Genomic DNA, 26097 nt, shown 5'->3' on the forward strand with positions numbered 1-26097 from the left:
ATGCCCCGGGCGACGTGCTCCGGGCCGACGATTCTAGGTTCGTTCAGCCGTCCAGCTCCTGCAGCGCTTCCCGCAGCGCCGCATGCAGCGGCGGGCGCCGGATGATGTCGAGGTGGCTCGCGCCGGCCACCACGCGGGTGGCGTCGACCGGCGCATGCGCCGACCAGTCGCGCAGCCTGCCGATGCCGGCCGCCGATGCGGCCACCGATTGCTCGGCCAGGAACACCTGCACCGGCGTCTCGATGCGGCCGTGCACCTGGCGCGCACCCTGCACGCGCTTGTCGATGGTCGCCCACAGCAGGCACTCGGCCGCGTCGTCGCCATCGCCATCCAGCGGCAGCGTCCGGTCACCGGACAGCACCTGCTCGGCCAGCCCGTCACGCTCGGTGTCGTCGAGCCGCGCGAACAGCTCGCGCCACGCGCCGGCCATCGTCGATCGGCCGACCCACGCGTCGATCTCCCGCCACGCCAGCGCACGTTCGGCCGCCGCGATCGGCCGCGACGCGCGCAGCGGCTCGGTTTCGAACACGTCGACCATGCCGAGAAAATCGACCGCGACCCGCCCCTGCAGCTGCCGCGCGACCTCGATCGCCAGGTCGCCGCCCGACGACCAGCCGAGCAAGGCGCAGCGCCCCTGCACCGCGGTGGCCTCGATGAAGTCCGCGTACTCGCCCGCCAGCGCCTCGACCGCAAAACCACGCCAGCGCCGGCGCGTGTAGACATGGCTGACGAAGCCGTGCACCGGCCGCGCGCCCTGCAGCGCGTCGGCCAGCGGCAGGAACTCGCGCGAGTTGACGATCATCCCCGGCAGGCAGTACAGCGGCACGCCGGCCCCACCCGCGTGCAGGCAGATCGCATCGTGCTGCTGCTCCAGCCGCTGCTGCAGCCGCCCGGCCAGGTCGCGCAGGCGCGTGGCCTGCATCAGCTCCGACAAGGCCAGCCCGGCGCCGCCCGGCACCTGCTTGCGGACGCGCGCGATCAGCTTCAGGCTGAGGATCGAATCGCCGCCGAGCTCGAAGAAGTCGTCGTCGCGACCGACCGCATCCAGCCCGAGCACCTCGCCGAAGAGGCGCGCCAGCGCCTGCTCGGTCGGGCCGCGCGGTGGCGCGATGGGGCGGCCCGGTGCCGATGGCGCCGGCCGCGGGAGCGCCTTGCGATCGATCTTGCCGTTCGGCGTCAGCGGCATCGCATCGAGCACGACGATCGCCTCCGGCAGCAGCCAGGCCGGCAGGCTGGCCTGCAGCGCGAGCCGCACCGCCGCCGCGTCCAGCGTTGCGCCGGCGCGCGGCACCGCGTAGGCCCACAGCACCGGGCTGCCGGTCTCGCCGTCGCCGGCCACCACCGCCGCATCGGCCACGCCGTCCATCTCGCGCAGCCGCGCCTGCAGTTCGCCCGGCTCGACGCGGAAGCCGCGGATCTTCAGCTGGTCGTCGTTGCGGCCGAGGAATTCCAGCGCGCCGTCGCCGCGCTGGCGCACGCGGTCGCCGGTGCGGTACAGGCGCTCGCCCGCCGACGGTGCGCCGAACGGCGACGCGACGAAGCGGCTCGCCGTCAGCCCCGGCTGCCCCTGGTAGCCGCGTGCGACCCCCGGCCCGCCGACGAACAGCTCGCCGGCGATGCCGGGCTGCACCGGTTGCAGCGCGTCGTCGAGCACGAAGGCCGACATGCCGGCGATCGGCCGGCCCAGCGGCAGCACGGCATCGTGCTCGCCGGCGACGTGCATCAGCAGGCCGACGCAGGTCTCCGTCGGCCCGTAGTGGCTGACGATGCGCAGCGCCGGCCGCAGCGCGCGCACCGTCGCCAGCAGCGCCGCATCGGCCGCCTCGCCGCCCAGCACCAGCGTGTGGGCCGGCAGCACGTCGTGCGGCCGCGCGGCGTTCAGCAAGCCCTTCAGGTGGCTGGGCACGATCTTCAGCACGTCGATGCGGTGGCGCGCCATCGCGTCGGCAAACGCGTCGGGGTCGAAGGCCGCGGCGCTGTCGAGCATCAGCAGGCTGCCGCCGGAGCACAGCGCGCCGAACAGCGCCGTGTGGCCCAGGTCGGCGGCCACGGTCGAGACCATCGCGAAGCGCAGGCCTTCGGGCAGCGGGCCTTGCGGACCCATCAGCCGCGCCAGCATCGCCTGTGCGTAGTTCGCGAGCGCGCCGTGCGAGACGACCACGCCCTTCGGTGCGCCGGTCGAGCCGGAGGTGTAGACGATGTACGCGGCCTGGTCGGGCCGCGGCAGCGCTGCGGGCGGCGGTTCCGGCGGGGGCAGCGGGCCTGCGACATCGAAGCCCGGCACGAGCACCGGCAGCGTGCTCCACGGCACCGGTCCGGCGGCCATCAGCGCATGGGCACCGCAGTCGCGCACCAGCGCCTGCAGCCGCGACGCCGGCAGCGACGGGTCCAGCGGCACGGCCACCGCGCCGGCCTTCATCACCGCCAGCATCGCCAGCACGAACGGGCTGCCGCGTTCGAGCAGCAGCGCCACGCGCGCCTCGGTGCCGATGCCGCGCTGGTTCAGCTGCGCGGCCAGGCCGCCGGCGGCGCGGTCCAGCTGCGCATGGGTGCGTGCGCCCTGCGCGTCGAGCAGGGCCGGCCGGTCCGCATGGCGCTCGAGCTGGGCGGCCCACAGCGCCGGAACGCTGTGCCACGGCCACGACGGCGTCTCGCCGTGCAGCACCGACGAGGCGCCGGGCAAGGTGGTCGACGCCAGCGTGCGCTGCGGGTCGGCGGCGACCTGTGCCGCGAGCTCGCGGAACGCGCTCGCCAGCCGGTCGATCGTCGCGCGCTCGAACAGGTCGGTCGCCCAGGCGAGCTGGAAGTCCAGGCCGCGGTCGCTCTCCACCAGGTCGAGGCTCAGGTCGAAGTGCACCTCGTCGACCGCGACGGCGTCGATGTCGATCTGCAGCCCGTGCGCTGCGTGCAGGTCCTGCACACCGCCGGCCGCCTGCGACGCGCATTTGACCTGGAACAGCGGATTCAGCCCGGCGCTGCGCTCGATGCCGAGCGCCTCGACCAGTTGGTCGAGCGGCAGATGCGCGTGCTGCCGCGCGGCCAGCAGCCGCTCGCGCACCTGGCGCAGCAAGGCCGCGAAGCCGGCCTGCGGATCGATGCGCAGCCGCAGCACCAGCACGTTGGTGAAGTGCCCGACCATGCCGGCCAGTTCGGGCCGGTCGCGGTTCGCCGACGGCACGCCGATGCACAGCTCGCGGTCGCCGCCGTAGCGGTGCAGCAGCAGCGCGAGCAAGGCCAGCGTCACCATCGCAGGCGACGCGGCAGCGCGGCGGGCCAGTGCGAGCAACGCCTCGCCGGTCGCGGGCGGCAGGCCGAAGGCCAGCAGCTCGCCGCGGGCGCTGCGCCGCGCGCCGCGCGGGCGGTCCAGCGGCAGCGTCGTGACCGGCGGCGCGTCGCGCAGCTCGTCGACCCACCAGGCCTGCTGGCGCGCCAGCTCGCCGGCGTCGAGCCAGCGCTGCTGCCATTGCGCATGGTCGGCGTACTGCAGGGTCGGCGGCTCGGCCGCGTTCCCGGGATCGCGCAGCAGCGACGACAGCTGCTGCAGCAGCAGCGCGACCGAGCCGCCATCGGCCGCGATGTGGTGCACGCCGAGCAGCAGCACCAGCACGCCGTCGGGCTCGCGGTGCAGCGCCGCGCGGAAGACCGGACCGTGCTCCAGGTCGAAGGGCTGGGCCGCGAAGTCGCGTGCATCGGCCTCGCTGCACGCGCCGTGCACCGACCAGCCGAATGCATCCGCCGCGTCGTCGATGACCTGCACCGCCTGCCCGTCGGCGTCCAGCGCGATCCGCGTGCGCAGCACCGCATGCCGCTGCACCAGCCGGCGCACCGCGACCTGCACCTCGTCGGCGCTGCACCCGCCGCGGATGCGCAAGCGCCCGGCCAGGTTGTAGGCCGGCGACTGCGGCGCGCGCTGCCAGGCCAGCCACAGCGCTCGCTGTGCCGGGGCCAGTGGCGCCGGCGTGCCGGGCTCGCGGGCGATCAGCGGCAGCGCATCGAAGCCGATGCCTTCGCCGCGCAGCCGCTCGATGAACGCCGCGCGCTTGCCGGGTGGCAACTGCACGAAGCGGCGCGACAGCGAAGCCAGTTCCATCGTCGTCATTCCGAGGTGTCTTCCAGTGAATCTTCCAGTTCAGCGAGCAGCGCGCCGAGCCGGTCCGCGGTGCGGGCGGTCGACGGGGTCGGCAGCGCGGCCGCCAGCTCGGCCAGCATCGGGTGATCGAACACGGTGCGCAGCGCGACCTCCCGCCCCAGGCGATGCCGCACTTCGGTGACCAGCCGCACCGCGAGCAGCGAATGTCCGCCGAGTTCGAAGAAGTGGTCGCGGCGGCCGACGCGCGGCACGCCGAGCAGCTCGCACCAGATCGCCGCCAGCGCCTGCTCGGTGTCGCCGAGCGGCGGCACGTGCCCGGCCTCGGCGGTGGCTTCGGGTTCGGGCAAGGCGCGGCGGTCGACCTTGCCGGCGGGGCTCAACGGCAAGGCCGGCAACTGCAGCAGCGCCGACGGCAGCATGTACTCGGGCAGCACGGCGGCGAGGCGCTCGCGAAGCTGCTGCGGCTCGATCGATGCGCCCGGTTGCAGCGACAGGTAGGCGACCAGCCGCGGCCCGGCCGCGGACGGCCGCGCCATCACGACCGCTTCGCGCAGCTCCGGCTGCGCGAGCAGCGCCGCCTCGATCTCGCCCAGCTCGATGCGGAAGCCGCGCAGCTTGACCTGGTGGTCCAGGCGGCCGAGGTACTCGATGTGCCCGTCGTCGTTCCAGCGCACCAGGTCGCCGGTACGGTACAGCCGCCCACCATGCGCATCGAACGGATCGGCGACGAAGCGCTCGGCCGTCAGGCCCGGACGGCCGAGGTAGCCGCGGGCCAGCAACGGGCCGCCGATGCACAGCTCGCCGGCCACGCCGACGGGGACCGGATGCAGGTCGGCGTCGACGATGCGCAGCGCACGGCCGGGCAGCGGCGTGCCGATGGGAACGGCGGTCGGCAGCGGCGCATCGCCGCGGACGAACGGCGTGCAATCCAGCGTCGACGCCGTGACGGTGGCCTCGGTCGGGCCGTAGCCGTTCAGCACCGTCACGTGCGAGAGCCCGGCGTCGCGCCAGGCTTGCAGGCCCTGCGGTGCCATCGCCTCGCCACCGACGATGACCCGGCGCAGCGGGCCGAGCCCGGTCGGTCGGGGCTGAGCCTGTCGACGCCCGGGTTCCCCATGCGCGGGCCCTTCGACAGGCTCGGGGCGAACCGGGAGCGCGAAATCCTGCGCCAGCAGTTGCCAGTACGCCGTCGTCAACGGCGCGATGCTGATGCGCCGCGCGATCACCTCGCGGCGGAACTGCGCGCTGTCCCACACCTGCGGGCCGCGCAGCACCACCGCGGCGCCGGTCGCCAGCGGCGCGAACAGCTGCTCGACGAACGCGTCGAAGTTCAGCGTTGCGAACTGCAGCACGCGGTCCTCGGGCACGAGGCTGAAGAACCCGGCCGCCACCTGCGCATGCCGGGCCAGCGCCCGGTGCGACACCCCGACCCCCTTCGGCCGGCCGGTCGAACCGGAGGTGTGGATCACGTACGCGAGCTGGTCGGGGTGCAGCGGCAGCTGCGGATCGCTCGCCGGCCGGTCCTTCAGCGCGTCGGCATCGAGCTGCGCCAGCACCAGCGCGATGCCGCTGTCCTCCACCATCGCCCGCCGCCGCTCGGCGGGATAGGCCGGGTCCAGCGGCACCCAGGCCGCGCCGGCCTTCAGCACCGCGAGCACCGCGACGATCATCTCCACCGAGCGCTCCAGCGCGATCCCGACGCACGACTGCGGCTGCACGCCCTGCGCGATCAGCTGGTGCGCGAGCCGGTTGGCCTGCGCGTTCAGCTCGCGCCGGCTCAGCTCGACGTCGCCGAACACCAGCGCCAGCGCGTCCGGTTGCGCCCGGGCCAGCCGCTCGATCGTGCGATGCACCGGCTCCGCCTCGCCCGGCGGTGCGTCCAGCGCGCGCTCGCCCTGTCGCAGCAGCCGCTCGCGTTCGCCGTCCGCCAGCATCGCCAGCGCGCCGACACATGCCCCCGGCGCGTCGACGAAGGCCGCCAGCACCCGCTCGAGCTGCTCCGCCAGCAGCGCGACGCCCGCCTCGTCGAACGCGGCGTGCGCGAAGCGCCAGTCGAAGGCCAGTCGCTCCCCCTGGTGCAGCGCCAGCGTCAACGCATAGTGCGTGTCGTCGCGCGTGCTCGATGCACCGACGCGCAACCCGCCCGGCGGCGCCTGGCGCAGCGCCGCGTCGATCGGGTAGTTCTCGAACACCAGCAGGCTGTCGAACAACGCCTGCCCGCCCTGCCCGGCCCAGCGCTGGATCTCGACCAGCGGCGTGTGCTCGTGCTCGCGCGCCGCCAGCGCCTGCGCCTGCAGCTCGCGCAGCCAGTCGCCGAGCCGCTGCGCCGGGCGCAGCGTCGCGAGCACCGGCAGCGTGTTGATGAACAGCCCCAGCATCTGCTGCGCGCCCGGCAGCTCGGCCGGCCGGCCCGCGACGGTGCTGCCGAAGCACACCGTGCGCTGGCCGGTGCAGCGCGCCAGCACCAAGGCCCAGGAAGCCTGCACCAGCGTGTTGACCGTCACCCGCTCGCGCCGCGCCGCGTCGGCCAGCGGCTGCACCGCCAGCGTGCGGCGCAGGCCGCCCCGGCCGGCCCGGGCCGCGGCCGGCCGGCGCAGCGCCGACGCGAGCTGCGTCGGCGCCTCCAGCCGGGCCAGCTGCGCGCGCCAATGCGCCTCGCCGGCCGACGGGTCGCGCGACTGCAGCCACGCGATGTGGTCGCGGAAGCGGCCGACCGGCGCCGGCAGCGGCGCGCCGTCGTACGCGCGCAGCACCTCGCCGAGCAGCAGCGAGCTGCTCCAGCCGTCGAGCAGCAGGTGGTGTGCGGTCCACACGACGTGGTGGCGGTCGTCGTGCGTGCGCAGCAGCGCGACACGCATCAGCGGCGGCCGCGTCAGGTCCAGCGGTGCCGCCAGTTCGGCCTGTGCGAACCCGTCGGCATCGGCAGCGCTGCGGCCGCGCCAGTCCTGCACCGACCACGGCAGCTCGACCCGGCGCGCCACCCACTGCAGCGGCGGCTGCGCGATGAAGCCGCTGCGCAGCACCTCGTGGCGCGCCAGCACCGTCGTCCAGGCAGACCGGAAGTGCGCGACGTCCAACCCGTCGAGGTCGACGCGCAGCTGCGTGCGGTAGGCGCCGCCGCTGTCGTCGACCATCGTCTGGAACAGCATGCCGGCCTGCATCGGCGACAGCGGGTACAGGTCGTCGAGGTTCTGCAGCGGCAGCGAAGACGTCACGCGATCCAGCGTGGCCTGGTCGAGACCCGCCAGCGGGAAATCCGACGGCGTGACGCCCATCGCCCCGCTGCTGCAATGCGCGCCCAGTGCCAGCAGTTCGGCGCGGAACGCGTCGACGAAGCGCTGCACCTCGGCCACGTCGTGACGCGCGCGGCTGAAGCGCACCGCGAGCGACAGCTGGCCGTGCAGCACCCGGCCGTCGACCGAGAACTCGTGTGCCTGCGGGGCGCTCTCGTCGACCGACGCGCCGGGGCGTTCATCGGCCGGCTGCCAGGCCGACTGCGCATCGACGCTGCCGTCGAACTGGCCGAGGTAGTTGAAGACCAGCTGCGCCGGCGGCAACGCGTGCAGCGACTGCCGGACCTCGGGCGGGCCCAGGTGCTTCATCAGGCCATGCGCCAGGCCGCGCAGCGGGACGCTGCGCAGGGCTTCCTTCACCCGCTTCAGCGCCGCACCGGGCTCGCCCAGCGGGTCCAGCACCACCGGGTACAGGCTGGTGAACCAGCCGACCGTGCGCGACAGGTCGATCCCGTCGCCGAGGTCTTCACGGCCGTGGCCTTCGAGGTCGATGCGGATGCGCTCGTGGCCGCTCCAGCCGCACAGCGCGCGGCCGAGCGCGGTCAGCAGCAGGTCGTTGACCTGGGTGCGGTAGGCGGCCGGGGCACGCTTCAGCAGCGCATCGGTTTGCGCGGGGTCGAGCTGCAGGTCGATGACGGTCTGGTGGCCCGCGGTGTTGTCGCCGTCGGGGTAGGCGCACGGCAGCCCGGATGCCAATCCGGGGTCGTCCTCCACCGCCACGTCCCGGATCGGCATCCGGGCGACGAGACTCTCGCTCCATTCCTGGTAGCTGCCGGTCTTCGGCGGCAACACCACCGGCTCGCCCGCCACGCATTGCCGATACGCCGTCTGCAGGTCTTCCAGCAGGATGCGCCACGACACCCCGTCCACCACCAGGTGATGGACCGCGAGCATCAGCCGCCAGCTGCCATCGGCCACCTCGATCGCGAGCCCGCGCAGCAGCGGGCCGCGCGACAGGTCGAGGCTGCGCTGCGCCTCGTCGCAAAGCGCCTCGACCTGGGCCGCATCGGCGGCCCGCCGCACCCACAGCAACTCGCGCTGCCGGGTCTCGTCGTACGGTGCATGGGCCTGGTGCCACGCCCCCTGCGCATCCTGCGTGAAACGCAGCCGCAGGCTGTCGTGATGCCGCAGCAGCGCCGCCAGCGCCTGCGCCAGCGGCGCCGGCTGCAGCGGATCGCGGCTGTGCAGCAGCAGCGACTGGTTCCAGTGGTGGCGGTTCGTCAGCGCCAACGCGAAGAACTCGTGCTGGATCGGCAGCAGCGGCACCGCGCCGGCCGGCTCGCGCATGGCACGCGCCGCACGGGGTGCCTCCGCCCGCGCCAGCGGCGCCAGCAACGCCGGCGTCTGCCGCTCGAACACCTGGCGCGGCGTCAGCGTCCAGCCCAGGCCATGCAGCCGCGCAACGATCTGCAGGCTCAGGATCGAATCGCCGCCCAGGTCGAAGAAGTTGTCGTGACGGCCGACGCGCGGCACGCCCAGCAGCTCGGCCCACAGCGTCGCCAGCGCCTGCTCGACCTCGCCTTGCGGCGCCTCGTACGCGTCGCCGTCGGCCTGCGCTTCGATCGTCGGCAGCGCCTGCCGGTCGACCTTGCCGTTCGGGTTCATCGGCAGCGCGTCCAGCACCGCGATCGCCGACGGCACCAGGTAGTCCGGCAAGCGCGCCGCGAGCTGCGCGCGCAGCTCGGCCGGCACCAGCACCGCGCCGGCCCGCGCGGTGACATGCGCCACCAGCCGCGCCCCGCCCGGCCCCTGCTGCACGCTGGCCACCGCCTGCGCCACACCGGCCAGCGGCATCAGCTGCGCCTCGACCTCGCCGAGCTCGATCCGGAACCCGCGCACCTTGACCTGCTGGTCGATGCGGCCGAGGTACTCCAACTGCCCCTCGCCGGCTGAATCGACGATCCAGCGCACCAGGTCGCCGGTGCGGTACAGCCGGCCGCCTGCCGCGTCGAATGGATCGGCCACGAAGCGCTCGGCGGTGAGCCCCGCGCGGCCCAGGTAGCCGCGTGCCAGCCCGGCACCGCCCAAGTACAGCTCGCCGGCCGCGCCGGGCGGCAGCAGGTTCATGTCGGCATCCAGCACGCGCGCCGTGCGGTCGCCGCAAGGCCGGCCGATCGGCACGTAGGCGGTGTCGATGGCGGCGGCATCGCCGCGCGCCTTCCACAGCACCGGCGTGACGACCGCCTCGGTCGGCCCGTAGCCGTTGATCAACAGCCGCGGCCGCAGGTGCTCGCGCACCGCCTGCAGCCCGGCGCGCGGCATCGCCTCGCCGCCGAACGACAGCAGGCGAAGTCCGGACTCCGTTCGCCCTGAGCCTGTCGAATGGTCGGGCCGAAGCGGATTCCCCCGTTGGGGCTGAGGCGGGTTCCCCTGTTCGGGCTGAGGCAGGTTTCCCTGTTCGGGGTGAAGCGGATTTCCCCGTTCGGGCTGAGCCTGTCGAAGCCCTGGTGCCATGCGCGCAGGCCCTTCGACAGGCTCAGGGCGAACGGGAATGGACTCAGTGCGCCCCTTCGACAAGCTCAGGGTGAACGGATCATCCTTCTCCTCGTCGGAGCGATCCCGCGCCAGCGCCTGCAGGTAGGCGGGCGGGAAACCGGCGTTCGTCACGCCGCGCTCGCGCATCGCCGCGAGCGTCTGCGCCGGCGTCCACAGCGCCTCGTCGCGCAGCAGCAGCGACGCGCCGCAGCCCAGCACCGTCAGCAGCCGCTCGTGCGCGCCGTCGAACGAGAACGACAGGAAGTGCAGCTCGCGGGTCGCGGGGCTCATCTCGTACAGCACCGCCGTCTCCCGGCAGTGCATCGCGAGCGGTCCGTGCGCCACCGCAACACCCTTTGGCCGGCCGGTCGAGCCGGAGGTGTAGATCACGTAGGCCAGGCTGCCGGCGTGCAGCGGCACGGCGGGGTCGCCGTCGATGGAGATGTCGCCTTGCGCCTCGAGTTCGCGCACCGACTCCAGCGTCAGCAGCAGCGCCGCGCCGCAGTCGTCGCGCATGAAGGCCAGCCGCTCGGCCGGGTGCGACGGGTCCATCGGCACGTACGCGCCGCCGGCCTTCAGCACCGCCAGCAGCGCGACGATCAAGTCGAACGAACGCGGCAGCGAGACCGCGACCCGCGTCTCCGGCCTCACGCCCTGCGCGATCAGCCGGTGCGCGAGCCGGTTCGCGCGGCGGTTCAGCTCGCCGTAGCTCAGCCTGCCATCGCCGTGCAGCACCGCCGGCGCATCGGGATGACGCAGCGCATGCCGCTCGAACGCCTGGTGCACCCACTCGCCACCCACCGGCTGCGGCGCATTGACGCCCCAGGCCTGCAGCAGCGCGCGCTCGGGCGCATCGAGCAGGTCGACATCGCCGAGCGCGGTCTCGGGATGGCGTGCCAATGCCGCCAGCACCGCGAGGTACTGCCGCGCCAGTCGCGCGATCGTCGCCGGTTCGAACAAGGCGTCGGCGTAGCTGAACACCGCCTGCACGCGGCCGTCCGGCTGCTCCAGCGTGTCCAGCGTCAGCTCGAACTGCGCGGCCAGCTCGTCCAGCGGCTGCTCCTGCACGCGCAAGCCGGGCAGTTGCGCCAGCAGCGCATCGCGGCCGCGCTGGTGGTTGTAGAGCACCTGGAACAGCGGATGCGTGCCGAGGCTGCGCTCGGGCTGCAGCGCGTCGACGAGCTGCTCGAACGGCAAATCGGGGTGCTCCTGCGCGCCGAGTGCGGCATCGCTCGCCTGCTGCAGCACCTGCGCCAGCGGCATGCGCGCGCCGACGACGTTGCGCAGCACCTGCGTGTTGACGAAGAAGCCGACCAGCCCCTCGGTCTCGACGCGCTGCCGGTTCGCGATCGGCACGCCGATCCGCACGTCGTGCTGCCCGGTCCAGCGCGCGAGCAGCACCTGCCAGCCGGCCAACAGGGCAGCGAACAGCGTCGCGCGCTGCCCCTCGGCGCGCTGGCGCAGCGATTTCACCAGCGCCGGCGGCAGCTCCACCGTGTGCTGCGCCGCGCGCAGCCGCGCCTCGGCCGAGCGCGGGCGGTCGATCGGCAGTTGCAGCACCGGGTGCCCGGCACCGAGCTGGGCGGTCCAGTACGCGAGCTGCCGCGCCTGCTCGCCGGCCGCCAGGCCGTGGCGCTGCCAGCGCGCGTAGTCGGCATAGCGGATCGGCAGCGCCGGCAGCGTGACGGCACGGCGCTCGACCTGCGCCTGGTACAGCGCGACGAACTCGCCGACGATCACCTGCAGCGACGCGCCGTCGGACACGATGTGGTGCATCACGACCGCCAGCACGTGCTCCTGCGGCGCGAGCCGCAGCAGCGCCAGCCGCAGCAGCGGCCCGTGCGCCAGGTCGAACGGCTCGGCGTTGATGCGCCGCAGCTCGGCGGCCAGCGCGGCTTCGTCGGTGTCGCGCTCGACCAGCCCGATCGCGGCGCGCGGCAGCACGCGCGGCTGCGCGAGCCCGTCCGGCAACGGGTCGAACACGGTGCGCAGCGATTCGTGCCGCTCGACCAGCGCGTCGAAGCTCGTGCGCAACGCCGCCACGTCGAGCCGCCCGCGCAGGCGCAGCGCGCCGGCGATGTGGTACGCCGTGCTCGCCGGGTCGAGCCGCCACAGGAACCACTGGCGGGCCTGCGCTGGCGACATCGGGTCGGGCTCGTCGCCCGCCGGCCACGGCACGATCGGCAGGCGGTCGAAGGCGATGCCCTGCTCGCGCAGCAGCGCGAGGAAGGCGCTGCGCCTGTCGGCCGGCAGCCGGGTGAATCGCTCGGCGATGTCGCGGGCGCGTGAGTTCATTCAGTTCTCCAGGGTGGACAGCAGGTCCGCCATGCGGGCCAGCGCCGAATCGTCATCGGCCGCCGCAGCCGGCTGCGCGGCCTGCACCGCGGCCGCCAGCGCGGCCAGCGAGCCGTGTTCGAACAGCGTGCGCAACGGCAGCGCGACGCCCAGCCGCTCGCGCAGCCGCGATTGCACGCGCAAGGCCGCCAGCGAATGCCCGCCGAGCTCGAAGAAGCGGTCCTCGCGGCCGACGCGCTCGACGCCGAGCACCTCGGCCCAGATCGCTGCGAGCACCGTCTCGGCCTCGCCCTGCGGCGCCTCGAAGGCACGCGCCGCCTGCGGCGCGGTGGCCGGCAGCGCGTTCCGGTCGATCTTGCCGTTGGCGTTCAGCGGCAGCGTGTCGAGCACCGCGATCGCCGACGGCAGCATCGCGTCGGGCAGGTGCAGCGCCAGTTGCGTGCGCAACGCCGCGCCGTCGAGCACCTGCCCGGGCTGCGCCGACACGTACGCGACCAGCGACTCGCCGCCGTGCGCGACCACCACCGCCTCGCGCACGCCGGGCTGCGCCAGCAGGCCGGCCTCGATCTCGCCGAGCTCGATGCGCATGCCGCGGATCTTCACCTGGTGGTCGATGCGGCCGAGGTACTCCAGCTCGCCGTCACCGCGCCAGCACGCCAGGTCGCCGGTGCGGTACAGCCGCTCGCCCGGCACGAACGGGTCGGCGACGAAGCGCTCGCTGGTCAGCCCGGGCCGCCCGAGGTAGCCGCGCGCAAGGCCGATGCCGCCCAGGTACAGCTCGCCGGCCACACCCGGCGGCACCGGCTGCAGGCCGGCATCGAGCACCAGCGTGCGGGTGGCCGAGATCGGCCGGCCGATCGCGACGCGCACGCGGCCGTCGTCCCGACAGCGCGACTGCGTCACGTCGATCGCCGCTTCGGTCGGGCCGTACAGGTTGAACAGGCCGGCCTGCGGCAGGCGCCGCAGCAGCTCGCTGCGCGCCTCAGCCGGCAGCGCCTCGCCGCTGCAGATCACGCGCCGCAGGCTGTCGCAGCGCTCGACCTCGGCATGCGCCAGGAAGGCCTGCAGCATCGACGGCACGAAATGCAGCGTCGTGACCCGCTCGCGCCGGATCAGCGCCGCGAGCCGCGCCGGATCCTTGTGCTCGCCAGGCGCGGCCAGCACCAGCCGCGCGCCGGTCGTCAGCGGCCAGAAGAACTCCCACACCGAGACGTCGAAGCCGAACGGCGTCTTCTGCAGCACGGTGTCGTCCGGCGTCAGTGCATGGGCCTGCTGCATCCACGCGAGCCGGTTGTGCAGCGCATGGTGGTGGTTCGCGGCGCCCTTGGGCCGGCCGGTCGAGCCGGAGGTGTAGATCACGTAGGCCAGGTGCCGGCCATGCAGCGCGACTGCGGGGTTCGTGTCGGGTTGATCGGCGAACGCATCGCCATGGACGTGAAGCACCGACAGCGACGGCCGGCCTTCGAAACGCGCTGCGAGGTGCGGCTGCGTCAGCAGCAGCGCGATGCCGCTGTCGTCGAGCAGGTACTGCAGGCGCTCGTCCGGATGCTCCGGGTCCAGCGGCACATAGGCACCGCCGGCCTTCAGGATCGCCAGCAGGCCGACGACCATCTCGACCGAACGCTCCATCGCGATGCCGACCCGCGTGTCGGGCCGCACGCCGTGCGCGATCAGCCGGTGCGCGACGCGGTTCGCGCGGCGGTTCAGTTCGCGGTAGCTCAGCGCCTGCTCGCCGAAGGCCAGCGCCACGGCCTGCGGATGCGCGCCGGCCTGGCGTTCGAACGCCCGGTGCACCGGTGCGTCGTACCGATGCTGCTCACCGTTGCAGCTCCAGCGCGCCAGCAGCGCCTGCTCGTCGGTGCCGAGCAGCGCGACCTCGCCGACGGCGCACTGCGGTTGCGCGACCAGCGCGCGCAGCAGCGCCACGTAGTGCGTGCCCAGCCGTTCGATGCGCACCGGATCGAACAGCGCGTCGGCATGGCGGAACGCGGCGCGCAGCCGGCCGTCGTCCAGTTCCTGCGTCTCCAGCGTCAGCTCGAACGGCGCCGCGCGCTCCGCCAGGTCGATGCGGGACACCTGCAGTCTCGGCCACCCGCCCGGCGAGCGCCCGCCCTGCCCGAGGTGGTTGAACATCACCTGGAACAGCGGCGTGACACCGGGCACGCGCTGCGGCCGCAGCGCCTCGACGAGGTGGTCGAACGGCAGGTCGGGGTGGGCCTGCGCGTCGATCGACGCATCGCGCACCTGCTGCAGCAGCGCCTGCAGCGGCAGGCGGCCGTCGACACGCGCCTGGATCGCCAGCGTGTTGATGAAGAAGCCGACGACCCGCGCCGTTTCCGGCCGGTGCCGGTTGGCCACCGGCACGCCGATGCGCACCACCGGCTGGCCGGTGTGCCGGAACAGCAGCGCATGGAAAGCCGCGACCAGCCCCATGAAGAGCGTCGCGCCGTGGACCGCGACCAGGCGCTTCAGCCCGTCGACCAGGTCGGCCGGCAGGTCGACGAGGTGCTGCGCGGCGCCGCTGCGCACGACCAGCCCGCGCGGGCGATCGGTCGGCAACGCGAGCACCGCGTCCGGATCGTCGATCTGGCGCTGCCAGTACGCGAGCTGGCGCGCGCCCTCGCCGTCGGCCAGCCAGCGCCGTTGCCAGGCCGCGAAATCGGCATAGCGGATCTCCGGCGCCGGCAGCGCCGCGCGGCGGCCGTCGCACGCAGCGGCGTAGCGCTGCGCCAGCTCGTCCAGCATCAGCTCGACCGACCAGGCGTCCGACACGATGTGGTGCATCATCAACAGCAGCTCGTGCTCGCCGGGCGCGCGCCGCAGCAGCACGCCGCGCAGCAGCGGGCCGCGGCGCAGGTCGAACGGCGTGCGCGCGATGCGCAGCGCCTCGTCGCGCCGGCGCGTCTCGCGCCGGTCGGCCGGCAGCGACGTCAGGTCGAGCAGCGGGATCTCGACCGCCGCGTGGTCCTGCACCACCTGCTCCAGCACACCGCCGTCGCCTTCGCGGAACACCGTGCGCAGCCCGTCGTGCTGCTGCACCAGCTCGCCGATGGCCTGCCGCAGCGCGTTCACGTCGAGCACGCCCGACAGGCCCAGGCCGCCGCCGACGTGGTACGCGGTGCTGTCGGGGTCGAGCTGCCACAGGAACCACTGGCCCTGTTGCGCCGGCGACATCGGCGCTACCGCGCCGGCCTGGCGCGCGATCGCGTCCGGCGCCGCCGCAGGGGCCTGCGCCGCCGGCGCACGATCGCGCACCGCCTGCGCCAGCGCTGCGACCGTCGGTGTCTTGAAGAACAGCGCCGGGTGCAGCTCGACCCCCTGCGCCTGCCGCACGCGCGACAGCAGCCGGATCGCCAGCAGCGAATCGCCGCCGAGCTCGAACAGGTTGTCGTGCACGCCGATCGGTGCGATGCCGAGCAGCTCGGTCCACAGTGTCGCGAGGCCTTCTTCCAGCGCGCCGTCGGGTGCGGTGAACGGCGTCGCCAGCACCGGCCGCGGGTGACCGGTGCGCACCGGCGCCACAGCCGCGGCCGATTCGGCGATCGCATCGAGCATCCCGCCGTCCAGCGGACCGAAGCGCTGCGCGAGCGGCGTGACCGACACCACCGTCTGCGGCAGGTCGGGCCCGTTGACGATGCGCTCGAACGCCGCGACGCCGCTGCGCTCGTCGAGGCCGATGCCGTCGGGCAGGTCCATGTCGACCGCGATGCCGACATCGCGCCAGGCATCCCAGTTGACGGAGAACAGCGGCGGGCCGTCGCCGCGGCGCGACGCATGGGCCAACGCATCGAGGTAGGCATTGGCGCCGGCGTAGTCGCTGCGGCCGAGCCCGCCGATCAGGCTCGCGACCGACGAGCAGAGCAGCACGTAGTCGAGCGGCTCGTCGCGCAGCACCGCCAGCAGCGTCTGCGTGCCGTGCAGCTTCGGCTCGAACGCCGCCTCGACCTGTGCGCGGCGGCGCTGCGCGATCAGCCCGCGGTCCGGGTGCACGACCGCATGCACGACGCCCTGCACCGGGCCGAAGCGCTGGTGCACCTGCGCCAGCGCCGCGCGCAGCTGCGCCGCGTCGTTGACATCGGCGGCGACCGTCATCAGCTCGGCGCCGGCCGCTTCGAGCGCGACCAGCTGCCGCAGCTTGCGGCGCAGCGCCAGCGGCTGCCGCGGGTCGTCGGCCAGCCGGGCCCAGTCGGCGCGCGGCGGCAACCCGGTGCGGCCGAGCAGCACCAGCTTCGCCTGCCAGGTGCTCGCCAGGTGCCGCGCCAGCGCGAGGCCGACGCCGCCGAGCCCGCCGGTGATCAGGCAGACGCCGCCACGGCGCAGCCGCTGGCGCGTCGGCAGGCCGGCCGGCAGCGGCTCGTAACGCCGCACCCAGCGGTGCGGGCCGCGCCAGGCGACGCCGGCTTCGGTGCCGTCGCCCAGCGCCTCGTCGACCAGCACGCGCGCCAGCCGGTCTTCGGCCTCGCTCTCGGGTGCCGGCAGCAGCACGTCGACGACGCGGCAGCGCAGCGACGGGATCTCCTGCCCCATCACCCGTGCGAGGCCGAGCATCGTCGCCTTCTCGGGTGCCAGCGGCTCGGTGCCGGTGACGTCTTCGACGCGGTCGGTGACGACGGTCAGCGCCAGCGGCGCGGCGGTGTGCGCTTCGACGGCCTGCGCGAATGCGAGCAGGCTCAGGTAGCCGGTCTCCAGCCGCGGTGCCTGCGGTGGGGCGGTGCGCGGGCCGTCGAGGCTCCACAGGTGCAGCACCTGGGTCAGCGGCCCTTGCTCGGCCTGCACCTCGCGCAGCAACGCGGCGAGGTCCTCCCGCTCGGCCGGGCGCACGCGGTACTGCTGCGCCATCGTGCGGGCGAAATGGGCGCCGGGCTGCGCGAAGCTGACGCGCGCGCCACGCCGGCGCAGCTCGCGCAGCACGCTGGCGCCGATGCTGTCGACCTCGCCGAGCACCAGCACGTGGCCGGCGGCGTCGTTCGCCGGCGATGGCGGCGCACGGCGCTGCCAGGCCGGTGCGTAGAAGCGCTGGTCGTCGCCCTTCGGTGCGGCGACGGGCGCGCCGGCCTCGACCCAATGGCGGCGCCGCTGGAACGCATAGGTCGGCAGCGGCACGCGCCGCCGCGCGGCGCCACCGCGCCAGGCCGTCCAGTCGATCGGCACGCCGGCCACCCAGGCGGCCGCCACCGTGTCGGCCAGTTGCTGCGCATTGCGCGCATGCTGCTGCGGATGGGCCTGGCTGGCCCACAGGCCGGCCGCGGTCGCAACGCCCGGGTGCTGGCGCGCCAACCCGCACAGCGTCGCGCCCGGGCCGACTTCGAGCAGCGCTCGCCCCGGCACCTCGAACACCGCGCGCAACCCGTCGGCAAAGCGCACCGCGCCGCGCAGGTGGCGGCCCCAGTAGGCCGGGTCCACCGCCTCGGCCGCGGTGATCGCGCGGCCGCTGGCATTGGAGATGAACGGCAGCCGCGGCGCCTCGCGCGGCACCGCGGCGATCGTGCGCTCCAGCGCGGCGACGACAGGCTCGACCATCGCCGAATGCGACGCGATGCCGACGTGCAGCCGGCGCGGCTGCTGGCCGGCCTCGCGCAGGCGCGCCTCGGCCCGCTCGACCGCGTCGACCGGGCCGGCGATGACGCACAGCTGCGCGGCATTGACCGCGGCGAGGTCGCAGCCGTCGCCGAGGTACGGCCGCAGCGCGTCTTCCGACAGCGCCACCGCCGTCATCGCGCCGGCCGGCAAGCCTTGCATCAGGCGGCCGCGCGTCGCGACGATGTGCAACGCATCCTCCAGCCGGAACACGCCGGCCACGCAGGCCGCGACGTACTCGCCGAGGCTGTGGCCGAGCATCAGCGCCGGCATCGCGCCCAGGCTGATCCACCAGCGCGCCATCGCGTACTCGATGACGAACAGCGCCGGCTGCTGCAGTTCGATGCGGGCCAGCCGCAGCTCGGCCGCCGCTTCGTCGGCCGGCGCCGGGAACAGCAGCTCGCGCAGGTCGATGCCGAGCTCGGGCTGCAGCCGCTCGCAGCAGCGGTCGACCTCGGCGCGGAACACCGCGCTTCGCCGGTACAGCGCTTCGCCCATGTGCACGTGCTGCGCACCGCCACCGGGGAACAGGAACACCAGCTCGGGCGGGGTGTCGACCGCGGGCATCGCGACGTCGGGTGCGAGCAGCCTCTGCGCGGCCAGCTCTGCGCGATCGGCCACCACCGCGCAGCGCTGCGCGAAGGCCCGGCGGCCCGATTGCAGCGTGTGCGCGACGTCGGCCAGCGCCTGCGCGGACTCGCCCTGCAGGTGCGCCGCCAGCTGCGTGCGCATCTGCTGCAGCGCGTGGCCGTCGCGCGCCGACAGCGGCAGCACCTGCCAGTCGCCGTCGTCGGGCAGCGTCGACGCCTCGGGGGCTTCCTCCAGCACCACGTGCACATTGGTGCCGCCGATGCCGAAGCCGCTGACGCCCGCCCGCCGTGGCGTGTCGCCGCGCGGCCAGGGCGTGGCGATGGTCGCGACGAAGAACGGGCTGTCGTCCAGCGCGAGCTGCGGGTTCGGCCGCTCGAAATGCAGGCTCGGCGGCAGCGTGCGGTGCTTCAGCGCCATCACCGCCTTGATCAGCCCGGCGACACCGGCGGCCGCGTCCAGGTGGCCGATGTTGGTCTTGACCGAGCCGAGCGCGCAGAAGCCGCGCCGCGCGGTGCCGGCCCGGAAGGCCTGCGTCAGCGCCGCGACCTCGATCGGGTCGCCGAGCACGGTGCCGGTGCCGTGCGCCTCGATGCAGCCGATGCTGTCGGGCGACGCATCGGCCAGCAGGTGGGCGGCGCGGATCACGTCGGCCTGGCCGCGCACGCTCGGCGCGGTGAAGCCGACCTTGTCGGCGCCGTCGTTGTTCGCGGCCGAGCCCTTGATCACGGCATGCACCGTGTCGCCGTCTCGCAATGCATCGTCGAGGCGCTTCAGCACCACCAGGCCCGCGCCGCTGCCGATCAGCGTGCCGGCGGCCTTCTCGTCGAAGGCGCGGCAATGGCCGTCGGGCGACAGGATCGCGCCGGCCTGGTGGCGGTAGCCGCCGTCCTGCAGCAGGTTCAACCAGACGCCGCCCGCCAGCGCCATGTCGCAGTCGCGGGCCAGCAGCGCCTGGCAAGCCGTGTGCACCGCCGTCAGCGAGGTCGAGCACGCGGTCTGCACCGTGACGGCCGGGCCGCGCAGGTTCAGCTTGTAGGCGACGCGGGTGCACAGCGAGCCGGGCGAATTGCCGCTCATCAGGCTCAGCAGCTCGGCGATCTGGCCGATGGCCTCGCCGCCCAGCGATGGCAGCAGGTGCTGGATCAGGTACAGGTTCGGTCCGTCGCCGGCGTACACGCCGACCGGCACGTCGAGCTGCCCGCTGGCGTAGCCGGCGTGCTCCAGCGCCTGCCAGGCGCATTCGAGGAACAGGCGCTGCTGCGGATCGAGCTGCTCGGCCTCGCGCGGCGTGTAGCCGAAGAAGCCGGCGTCGAAGTCGCCGATGCCGTCCAGCCGCACGCCGGCCTTCACGAAGCTCCCGTCGTCGAGCAACGCCTGCGGCACGCCGCGCGCGCGCAGCTCGTCGTCGCTGAAGCGGGTGACCGATTCGACCCCGTCGCGGATGTTGCGCCAGAACGCGTCGACATCGGCCGCGCCGGGGAAGCGGCCGGCCAGGCCGACGATCGCGATCTCGATGCCGTTCGATTCGGGGGGATGCATCAGGGGTTCCTCTCGGTGGGGCGCCGCCGCTGCAGCAGCGCGGCCCGTTGTTGTCGTGCGCGGTCGTCGACAGCCGTGCCGGCCGGCACGGCCGCACCGCGCTCCAGCCGCTGCGCGAGTGCCACCAGCGTCGGGTGCTTGAACAGCTCGATCAGCGGCACCGACGGATCGAGCCGCTGCTGCACCAGCCGGTGCACGCGGATCAGCAGCAGCGACTGACCGCCGAGGTCGAAGAAGTTGTCGTGCAGCCCGACGCGGGCGACGCCCAGCACCTCGCGCCAGATGCCGGCCAGCGCCTCGGCGACGCGGCCCTGCGGCGCGACGTGCGCGCGCTCGCCGTCGAACACCGGCTCGGGCAGCGCGCGGCGGTCGACCTTGCCGTTCGGCGTCAGCGGCAGCGCGTCCATCGCAACGATCGCGCTCGGCACCATGGGGTCGGGCAGCAGCTCGGCGAGCGCCTGGCGCAGCGCGGCGGCATCGATGCGCCGGCCGGCCTGCGGTGCCGCATAGGCCACCAGCCGCAGGCCCGCCGGACCGGGCCGGGCGACGACGACCGCATCGCGCACCGCCGGCTGCGCCAGCAGGCGCGCCTCGACCTCGCCGAGCTCGATCCGGACACCGCGCACCTTCACCTGCTGGTCGATGCGGCCGAGGTAGTCGAGCTGGCCCTCATGGTTCCAGCGCACCAGGTCGCCGGTGCGGTACAGCCGCCCGCCGTGTGGATCGAACGGGTCGGCGACGAAGCGCTCGGCCGTCAGCGCGGCCCGGTTCAGATAGCCGCGCGCCAGGCTGACGCCGCCCAGATACAGCTCGCCGGGCACGCCGGGCGGCACCAGGTTCAGGTCGGCGTCGAGCACGCGCGCGCTCGTGTCGCTGATCGGCCGGCCGATCGGCACCGCGGCGCCATCGGCGCGGCAGGTCCAGTGCGTCACGTGGATCGTCGTCTCGGTCGGGCCGTAGAGGTTGTACAGCGTCGCGCGCGGCAGCCGCAGCGCGACCTCCTTCTGCGCCTCGGCCGGCAGCGCCTCGCCGCCGACGATCACGCGACGCAGCGGGGCTTGGGTTCCCATGGCCTGCACCTGCGGCTGCTGCAGGAAGGCCTGCAGCATCGCCGGCACGAAATTCAGCGTCGTGATGCGGTGGCGCAGGATCAGCGCCGCGAGCCGCGCCGGGTCGCGGTGCTCGCCGGGTTCGGCCAGCACCAGCGGCGTGCCGGTGGTCAGCGGCCAGAACATCTCCCAGGCCGACACGTCGAAGCCGAACGCGGCCTTGTGCAGCACGGTGTCGGACGCGTCGAGGCGGTAGGCCTGCTGCATCCAGGCCATGCAGCTCGCGAGCGCACGGTGCCGCACCGCGGCGCCTTTCGGCGTGCCGGTGGAGCCGGAGGTGTAGATCACGTAGGCCAGCTGCTCGGCATGCACGGGAAGCTGCGGGTCGTGGTCGGGTTCGGTCGCGAGATCGACCGTGTCGAGGTCGAGCACCGGCGCGACCATGGCGGGCAGGCGCTCGCGCACCGCGCGCTGCGCCAGCACCAGCGCGACGCCGCTGTCGGCGGCCATCCATGCGAGGCGTTCGGCCGGCAGCCCGGTGTCCAGCGGCACGTAGGCGGCACCGGCCTTCAGCACCGCGAGGATGCCGACCATCATCGCGACCGAGCGTTCGAGCGCGATGCCGACGCGCGTCTGCGGACCGATGCCCGACGCGATCAGGCGGTGCGCCAGCCGGTTCGCGCGGCGGTTCAGCCCGGCGCGGTCGAGGGTCGTGTCGGCCACGTGCAAGGCGACCGCCGAAGGGTGGTCGCGCACCCGCTGCTCGAACGAACGATGCACCGGCTGCCAGTCGTCGAAGCGCTGCGGGTCGACGCCCCACGCCTCCAGCCGCGCCCGGTCGTCGGCGCCGAGCAGCGGCACGTCGCCGAGCGCCTGCGCCGGCCGCTGCGCCAGCGCCGTCAGCAGCGCAAGCAGTTGCGCACCGAAACGCGCGACGGTCGGCTGCTCGAACAGCTCGGCGGCGTAGACGAACGACAGCACCAGCGGATCGCCCGCCCGTTCGCGCACCTCGAGCACCAGCTCGAACTGTGCCGCCAGTTCGGGCAGCGGCAGCGATTCGACGTCCAGCCCCGGCCACTGCCGCAGGCCGCGCGGGTCTTCGGCGACATGGTTGAACATCACCTGGAACAGTGGGCTGGCACCGGGGCTGCGCTCGGGCTGCAAGGCCTCGACGAGGCTGTCGAACGGCAGCTCGGCATGCGCCTGCGCGCCGAGCGAGGCGTCGCGCGCCTGTGCCACCAGCTGCGCCAGCGTCGTGCGGCCATCGACACGGCTGCGCAGCACCAGCGTGTTGACGAACAGGCCGATCAGCGCCTGCGACTCCGGCCGCGCACGGTTCGCGACCGGCATGCCGACGCGCACGTCGCGCTGGCCGGTGCAGCGGTACAGCAGGCCCTGGAAGACGCCGAGCAGCAGCATCGAGAGCGTCGCGCCCTGCCCGTGCGCCACCGACTGCAGCGCGGCGCGCAACGGCCCGGGCAGCGTGACGGCATGGCGTGCGGCGCGGTAGCCGGCCTGCGGGCGGCGCGGGTGGTCGGTGGCCAACGCGAGCACCGGTTCTTCAGCGCCGTCGTGCGCGAGTTCGGCACGCCACCACGCGAGTTGCCGCGCGGCCTCGCCGGCGGCGAGTTGGTCGCGCTGCCACAACGCGTGGTCGGCGTACTGGACCGCCGGCGCCGCGAGCGGCAGCGGCCGGCCGGCGAGCCGCGCGGCGTACCCGGCGGCCAGTTCGTCGGCGAACACCTGCATCGACGCGCCGTCCGAAACGATGTGGTGCATCACGACGACGAGCTGCTGCGCATCGTCCCGCACCCGCAGCAGGCCGACGCGCCACAGCGGGCCGCGGCGCAGGTCGAACGGGGTGTCGAGCAGCCGCTGCAGCACGGCCTGGCGATCGCCGTCGGGGCGGCCGCGCAGGTCGAACGGCTGCAGCACGACCGGCATCGATGGCTGGATGTGCTGGCGCGGCGTGCCGTCGTCGGCGGGCTGGAACTGCGTGCGCAGCGGCTCGTGGCGGGCCGCCAGCGTGTCGAGCGACGCCTGCAGCGCGGCCGCATCGACAAGACCGCGCCACTGCAGCCCGAAGCGCACGTGGTACGCGCTGCTCGCCGGATCGAGCTGCCACAGGAACCACTGGCGCTGCTGGGCGTGCGACAGCGGCAGCGGTTCGGTGCGGCGCACCGCGTCGAGCACCGGGATCGGCGTCCACGACGACGCACCGGCTTCGCAGGCCTGGCGCACCCGCGCCGCCAGGTCGACCAGCCGCGGCTGCGCGAAGACGTCGCGCGGCGCAAAGGCGATGCCCCAGCGCTCGGCGATGCGCGCCGCCAGTTGCACAGCGCCGAGCGAATTGCCGCCGCTCGCGAAGAACTGCGCGTCGCGCGGCGGCAATGCGGCGTGGCCCAGCACCTCTTGCCACAGCGCGGCGACGGCCTCCTCGGTGGCGTCGAGCGGCGTCGCGGGCGTGTCGCCGGCCGGGCTGCCGCCGCGCACGAAGCGGCCGTGCGCGAACACCGCGAAAGCATCCAGCGTGCCCTGTTCGAAGCCCTGCCGGCAGGCGCGCCGCTGCAGCTTGCCGCTGGAGGTCTTCGGCAGCGCACCGGGGTTCAGCAGCAGCGCGACCGACACCGCCTCGCGGCACGCATCGGCGCAGGCGTCGTTCAGCGCCTGCACCAGTGCCGCGGCCGGCACGCGCTTGCGCGTCGCGCGCGAGACCTCGACCGCAATGCCGATGCCCTCGCCGCCCCCGGGCAGGTCGACCGCGAACGCCGCGACGCGGCCGGCGCGCACCGCGTCGACCTCGGCCTCGATCGCTCGCTCGATGTCCTGCGGGTAGACGTTCTGGCCGCGCAGGATGATCAGGTCCTTCAGCCGGCCGGTGACGTGCAGCTCGCCGTCGCGCAGGAAGCCGAGGTCGCCGGTGCGCAGCCAGCGCTGGCCGCCGCGTTCGACGAAGGTCGCCTGCGTCTCGGCAAGTCGCTGCCAGTAGCCTTGCGCGATGTTCGGGCCGGCCGCCCAGATCTCGCCGACCTGGCCGTCGGCACAGGCCGCGAGCGTCTGCGGATCGACCAGCTCGACGCGCTGGCCGGCCGGCACGCGGCCGCTGCTGACCAGCGTGACGGCATCGTCGCCCGCGCCGTCTTGCGCCCGGCCCTGCGCCAACGCCGCGGCCGAGAACGCCTGCGCCCGCAGGCCCTGCCCGCGCGTGGCACCGCTGACGAACAGCGTCGCTTCGGCCAGGCCGTAGCACGGGAACAGCGAGCGCGCGTCGAAGCGCGCCGGTGCGAAGCGCTCGACGAAGGCCCGCAGCGTGTCGTGCCGCACCGGCTCGGCGCCGCTGAACGCGACCCGCCAGCTCGACAGGTCGAGCGCCGCGATCGCGCCCTCCTTCACCCGCTCGACGCACAGCCGGTACGCGAAATCCGGCGCGCCGCTGATGCTGCCGCGGTGCCGCGCGATCGCCTCCAGCCAGCGCACCGGCCGCTCGAGGAAGAACTGCGGCGTCATCAGCACCGCCGGAACGCCGCGGTGCAGCGGCTGCAGCAGCCCGCCGATCAGCCCCATGTCGTGGTACAGCGGCAGCCAGCTGACGAACACGTCGCCGGCACCGACCTCGAAGCCGTCGCCGATCGCGCGCTCGTTGGCCATCAGGTTGCCGTGGCTCACCATCACGCCCTTCGGCGTCGACGTGGAGCCGGAGGTGTACTGCAGGAAGGCGATATCGCCGTCGCGCGGTGCGTGCGGCTGCCAGGCGGCGGCGAGTGCGGCATCGTCGGCGGCATCGAACTCGTCGAGCGCGATCGGCTCGGCGTCGGCGAAGCCCGCGCCGATCAGCGCCAGCGTCGCGCGCGTCGCGAGCAGCGCCGCCGGCTGCGCATCGTGCGCGATGCCGGCCAGCCGCGCCAGGTGCTGCGGCCGCGCCGATTCGGGCGGGAACGCCGGCACCGCGATCAGGCCGGCGTGCAGGCAGGCGAGGAACGAGACGACGTAGCGGTCGTCGTTGTCGAGCAGCACCAGCACCCGCGCGCCGGGTGCGAAGCGGCGTTGCAGCCGCGTGGCCAGCGCGCGCACGCGCCGTGCGAGCGCGGCGTAGGTGATCGGCGTGTCGACCGCGAGGCCATCGACGGCGCCGACGATCACCAGCGCGGTGTCGTCGGGCCGGCCGGCCGCGAGCTGCTGCAGGTGCTCGACGAAATTCCGGGAGCTGCTCATCGGGACAGGTCCTGGTCGAGGTTGCCGTGCGGCTCGGCCATCGCGACCACCACCTTGCGCGGGCCCTTGAACGGCGCGCGCGCATGGGCGGCCAGCATGTTGTCGAGCATCAGCACGTCGCCGGGCTGCCAGCGGAACGACACCGTCTGCGCCTGCAGCACCGCGCGCACCTCGTCGAGCATCGCGTCGGGGATGGCCGAGCCGTCGGCGAAGCAGGCGGTGCGCGGCATCTGGTCGGCGCCCAGCAGCTCCTCGAGCGATTCGCGCACTTCCGGCGGCAGGTTCGAGACGTGGAACAGGTGCGCCTGGTTGAACCACACCGTCTCGCCGCTGCGCGGGTGCACCGCGGTGGCCTGGCACCGCTGCGTGGTGCGCAGGTTGCCGTCGGGCTTCCATTCGAAGCGGACGCCGGAGCGTGTGCACCAGGCCTCGACCTCGTCGCGGCGGTCGGTGTTGAAGACCTGCTGCCATGGCACGTCGAACTCGCCGTAGTTGCGCACGTACAGCACGCCGGGCGCGAAGCGGCGGCGGATCGCATCGGGCATCTGGCGCCAGATCGCGCGGCTGTCGGCGATCGGCGTCTCGCCGCCTTCGGGCGCCGCGGTGACGCAGTGGAACCAGATCTTCATCGGCCACTCGCGGGTGTAGGCCTGCTCGTTGTGCAGCGGGATGTGCTGGTGCGCCGGGTACTCGGTGGAGGTGTAGACGCCGCCGCCGACCGCGCTGCGCGGCGTCGAGCCGAACTCGTAGGCGAGCAGCGGGTGGCCGAACGATGCGGCGAAGGCGCGGAACGTGTCGACATCGGGCACCTCGAAGCCGCGCAGCAGCACGCCGCCGATGCGCGCGAGCAGCGCGTCGATGTCGCCGCGCAGCGCCGCGACGGCGTCGAGCAAGGGTTCGCCGGCGCGCGACGGCGTCAGCAGCGCCGGCAGCGCGGCGCGGGCCGGATTCAGCAGATCGGTCATGGGGATCCTCG

5 protein-coding genes are annotated in these 26097 nt (G+C 74.1%); all 5 read right to left on the reverse strand.

Annotated features, from left to right (window positions below; all coding sequences use genetic code 11):
* Nucleotides 1–43 precede the first annotated feature (43 nt).
* Genes ASC98_RS25715 through ASC98_RS25735 form a run of 5 tightly spaced genes read right to left on the reverse strand, consistent with a single transcriptional unit; the run spans nt 44 to nt 26086 of the window.
* Nucleotides 44–4090 (reverse strand): amino acid adenylation domain-containing protein, encoded by a 4047-nt coding sequence (locus tag ASC98_RS25715; protein WP_235581399.1) that lies wholly within the window; start codon nt 4088–4090, stop codon nt 44–46.
* 5 nt (nt 4091–4095) lie between these two features.
* A complete protein-coding gene (locus tag ASC98_RS25720) occupies nt 4096–12153 on the reverse strand; it encodes a non-ribosomal peptide synthetase (RefSeq protein ID WP_056808869.1) in 8058 nt (2685 codons plus the stop codon).
* Complete coding sequence (locus tag ASC98_RS32465) at nt 12154–19860, reverse strand: hybrid non-ribosomal peptide synthetase/type I polyketide synthase (RefSeq protein ID WP_082542301.1); 7707 nt, start codon at nt 19858–19860, stop codon at nt 12154–12156. It lies immediately after the preceding gene.
* Entirely contained in the window at nt 19860–25121 is a 5262-nt protein-coding gene (locus tag ASC98_RS25730) for a non-ribosomal peptide synthetase (protein ID WP_056820565.1), read from the reverse strand. Before ASC98_RS25730 ends, ASC98_RS32465 begins: the two co-directional genes overlap by 1 nt.
* Nucleotides 25118–26086 (reverse strand): TauD/TfdA family dioxygenase, encoded by a 969-nt coding sequence (locus ASC98_RS25735; RefSeq protein WP_056808867.1) that lies wholly within the window; start codon nt 26084–26086, stop codon nt 25118–25120. Before ASC98_RS25735 ends, ASC98_RS25730 begins: the two co-directional genes overlap by 4 nt.
* Nucleotides 26087–26097: the final 11 nt, after the last annotated feature.

Origin of the sequence: Rhizobacter sp. Root1238 (assembly GCF_001425825.1) — a bacterium.
GTDB lineage: Bacteria > Pseudomonadota > Gammaproteobacteria > Burkholderiales > Burkholderiaceae_C > Rhizobacter.

What these genes read in the sequence shown, in the direction of transcription:
- ASC98_RS25715 (WP_235581399.1), bottom strand. Translation starts at nt 4,090, where the DNA reads ATGGAACTGGCTTCGCTGTCGCGCCGCTTCGTGCAGTTGCCACCCGGC.
- ASC98_RS25720 (WP_056808869.1), bottom strand. Translation starts at nt 12,153, where the DNA reads ATGAACTCACGCGCCCGCGACATCGCCGAGCGATTCACCCGGCTGCCG.
- ASC98_RS32465 (WP_082542301.1), bottom strand. Translation starts at nt 19,860, where the DNA reads ATGCATCCCCCCGAATCGAACGGCATCGAGATCGCGATCGTCGGCCTG.
- ASC98_RS25730 (WP_056820565.1), bottom strand. Translation starts at nt 25,121, where the DNA reads ATGAGCAGCTCCCGGAATTTCGTCGAGCACCTGCAGCAGCTCGCGGCC.
- ASC98_RS25735 (WP_056808867.1), bottom strand. Translation starts at nt 26,086, where the DNA reads ATGACCGATCTGCTGAATCCGGCCCGCGCCGCGCTGCCGGCGCTGCTG.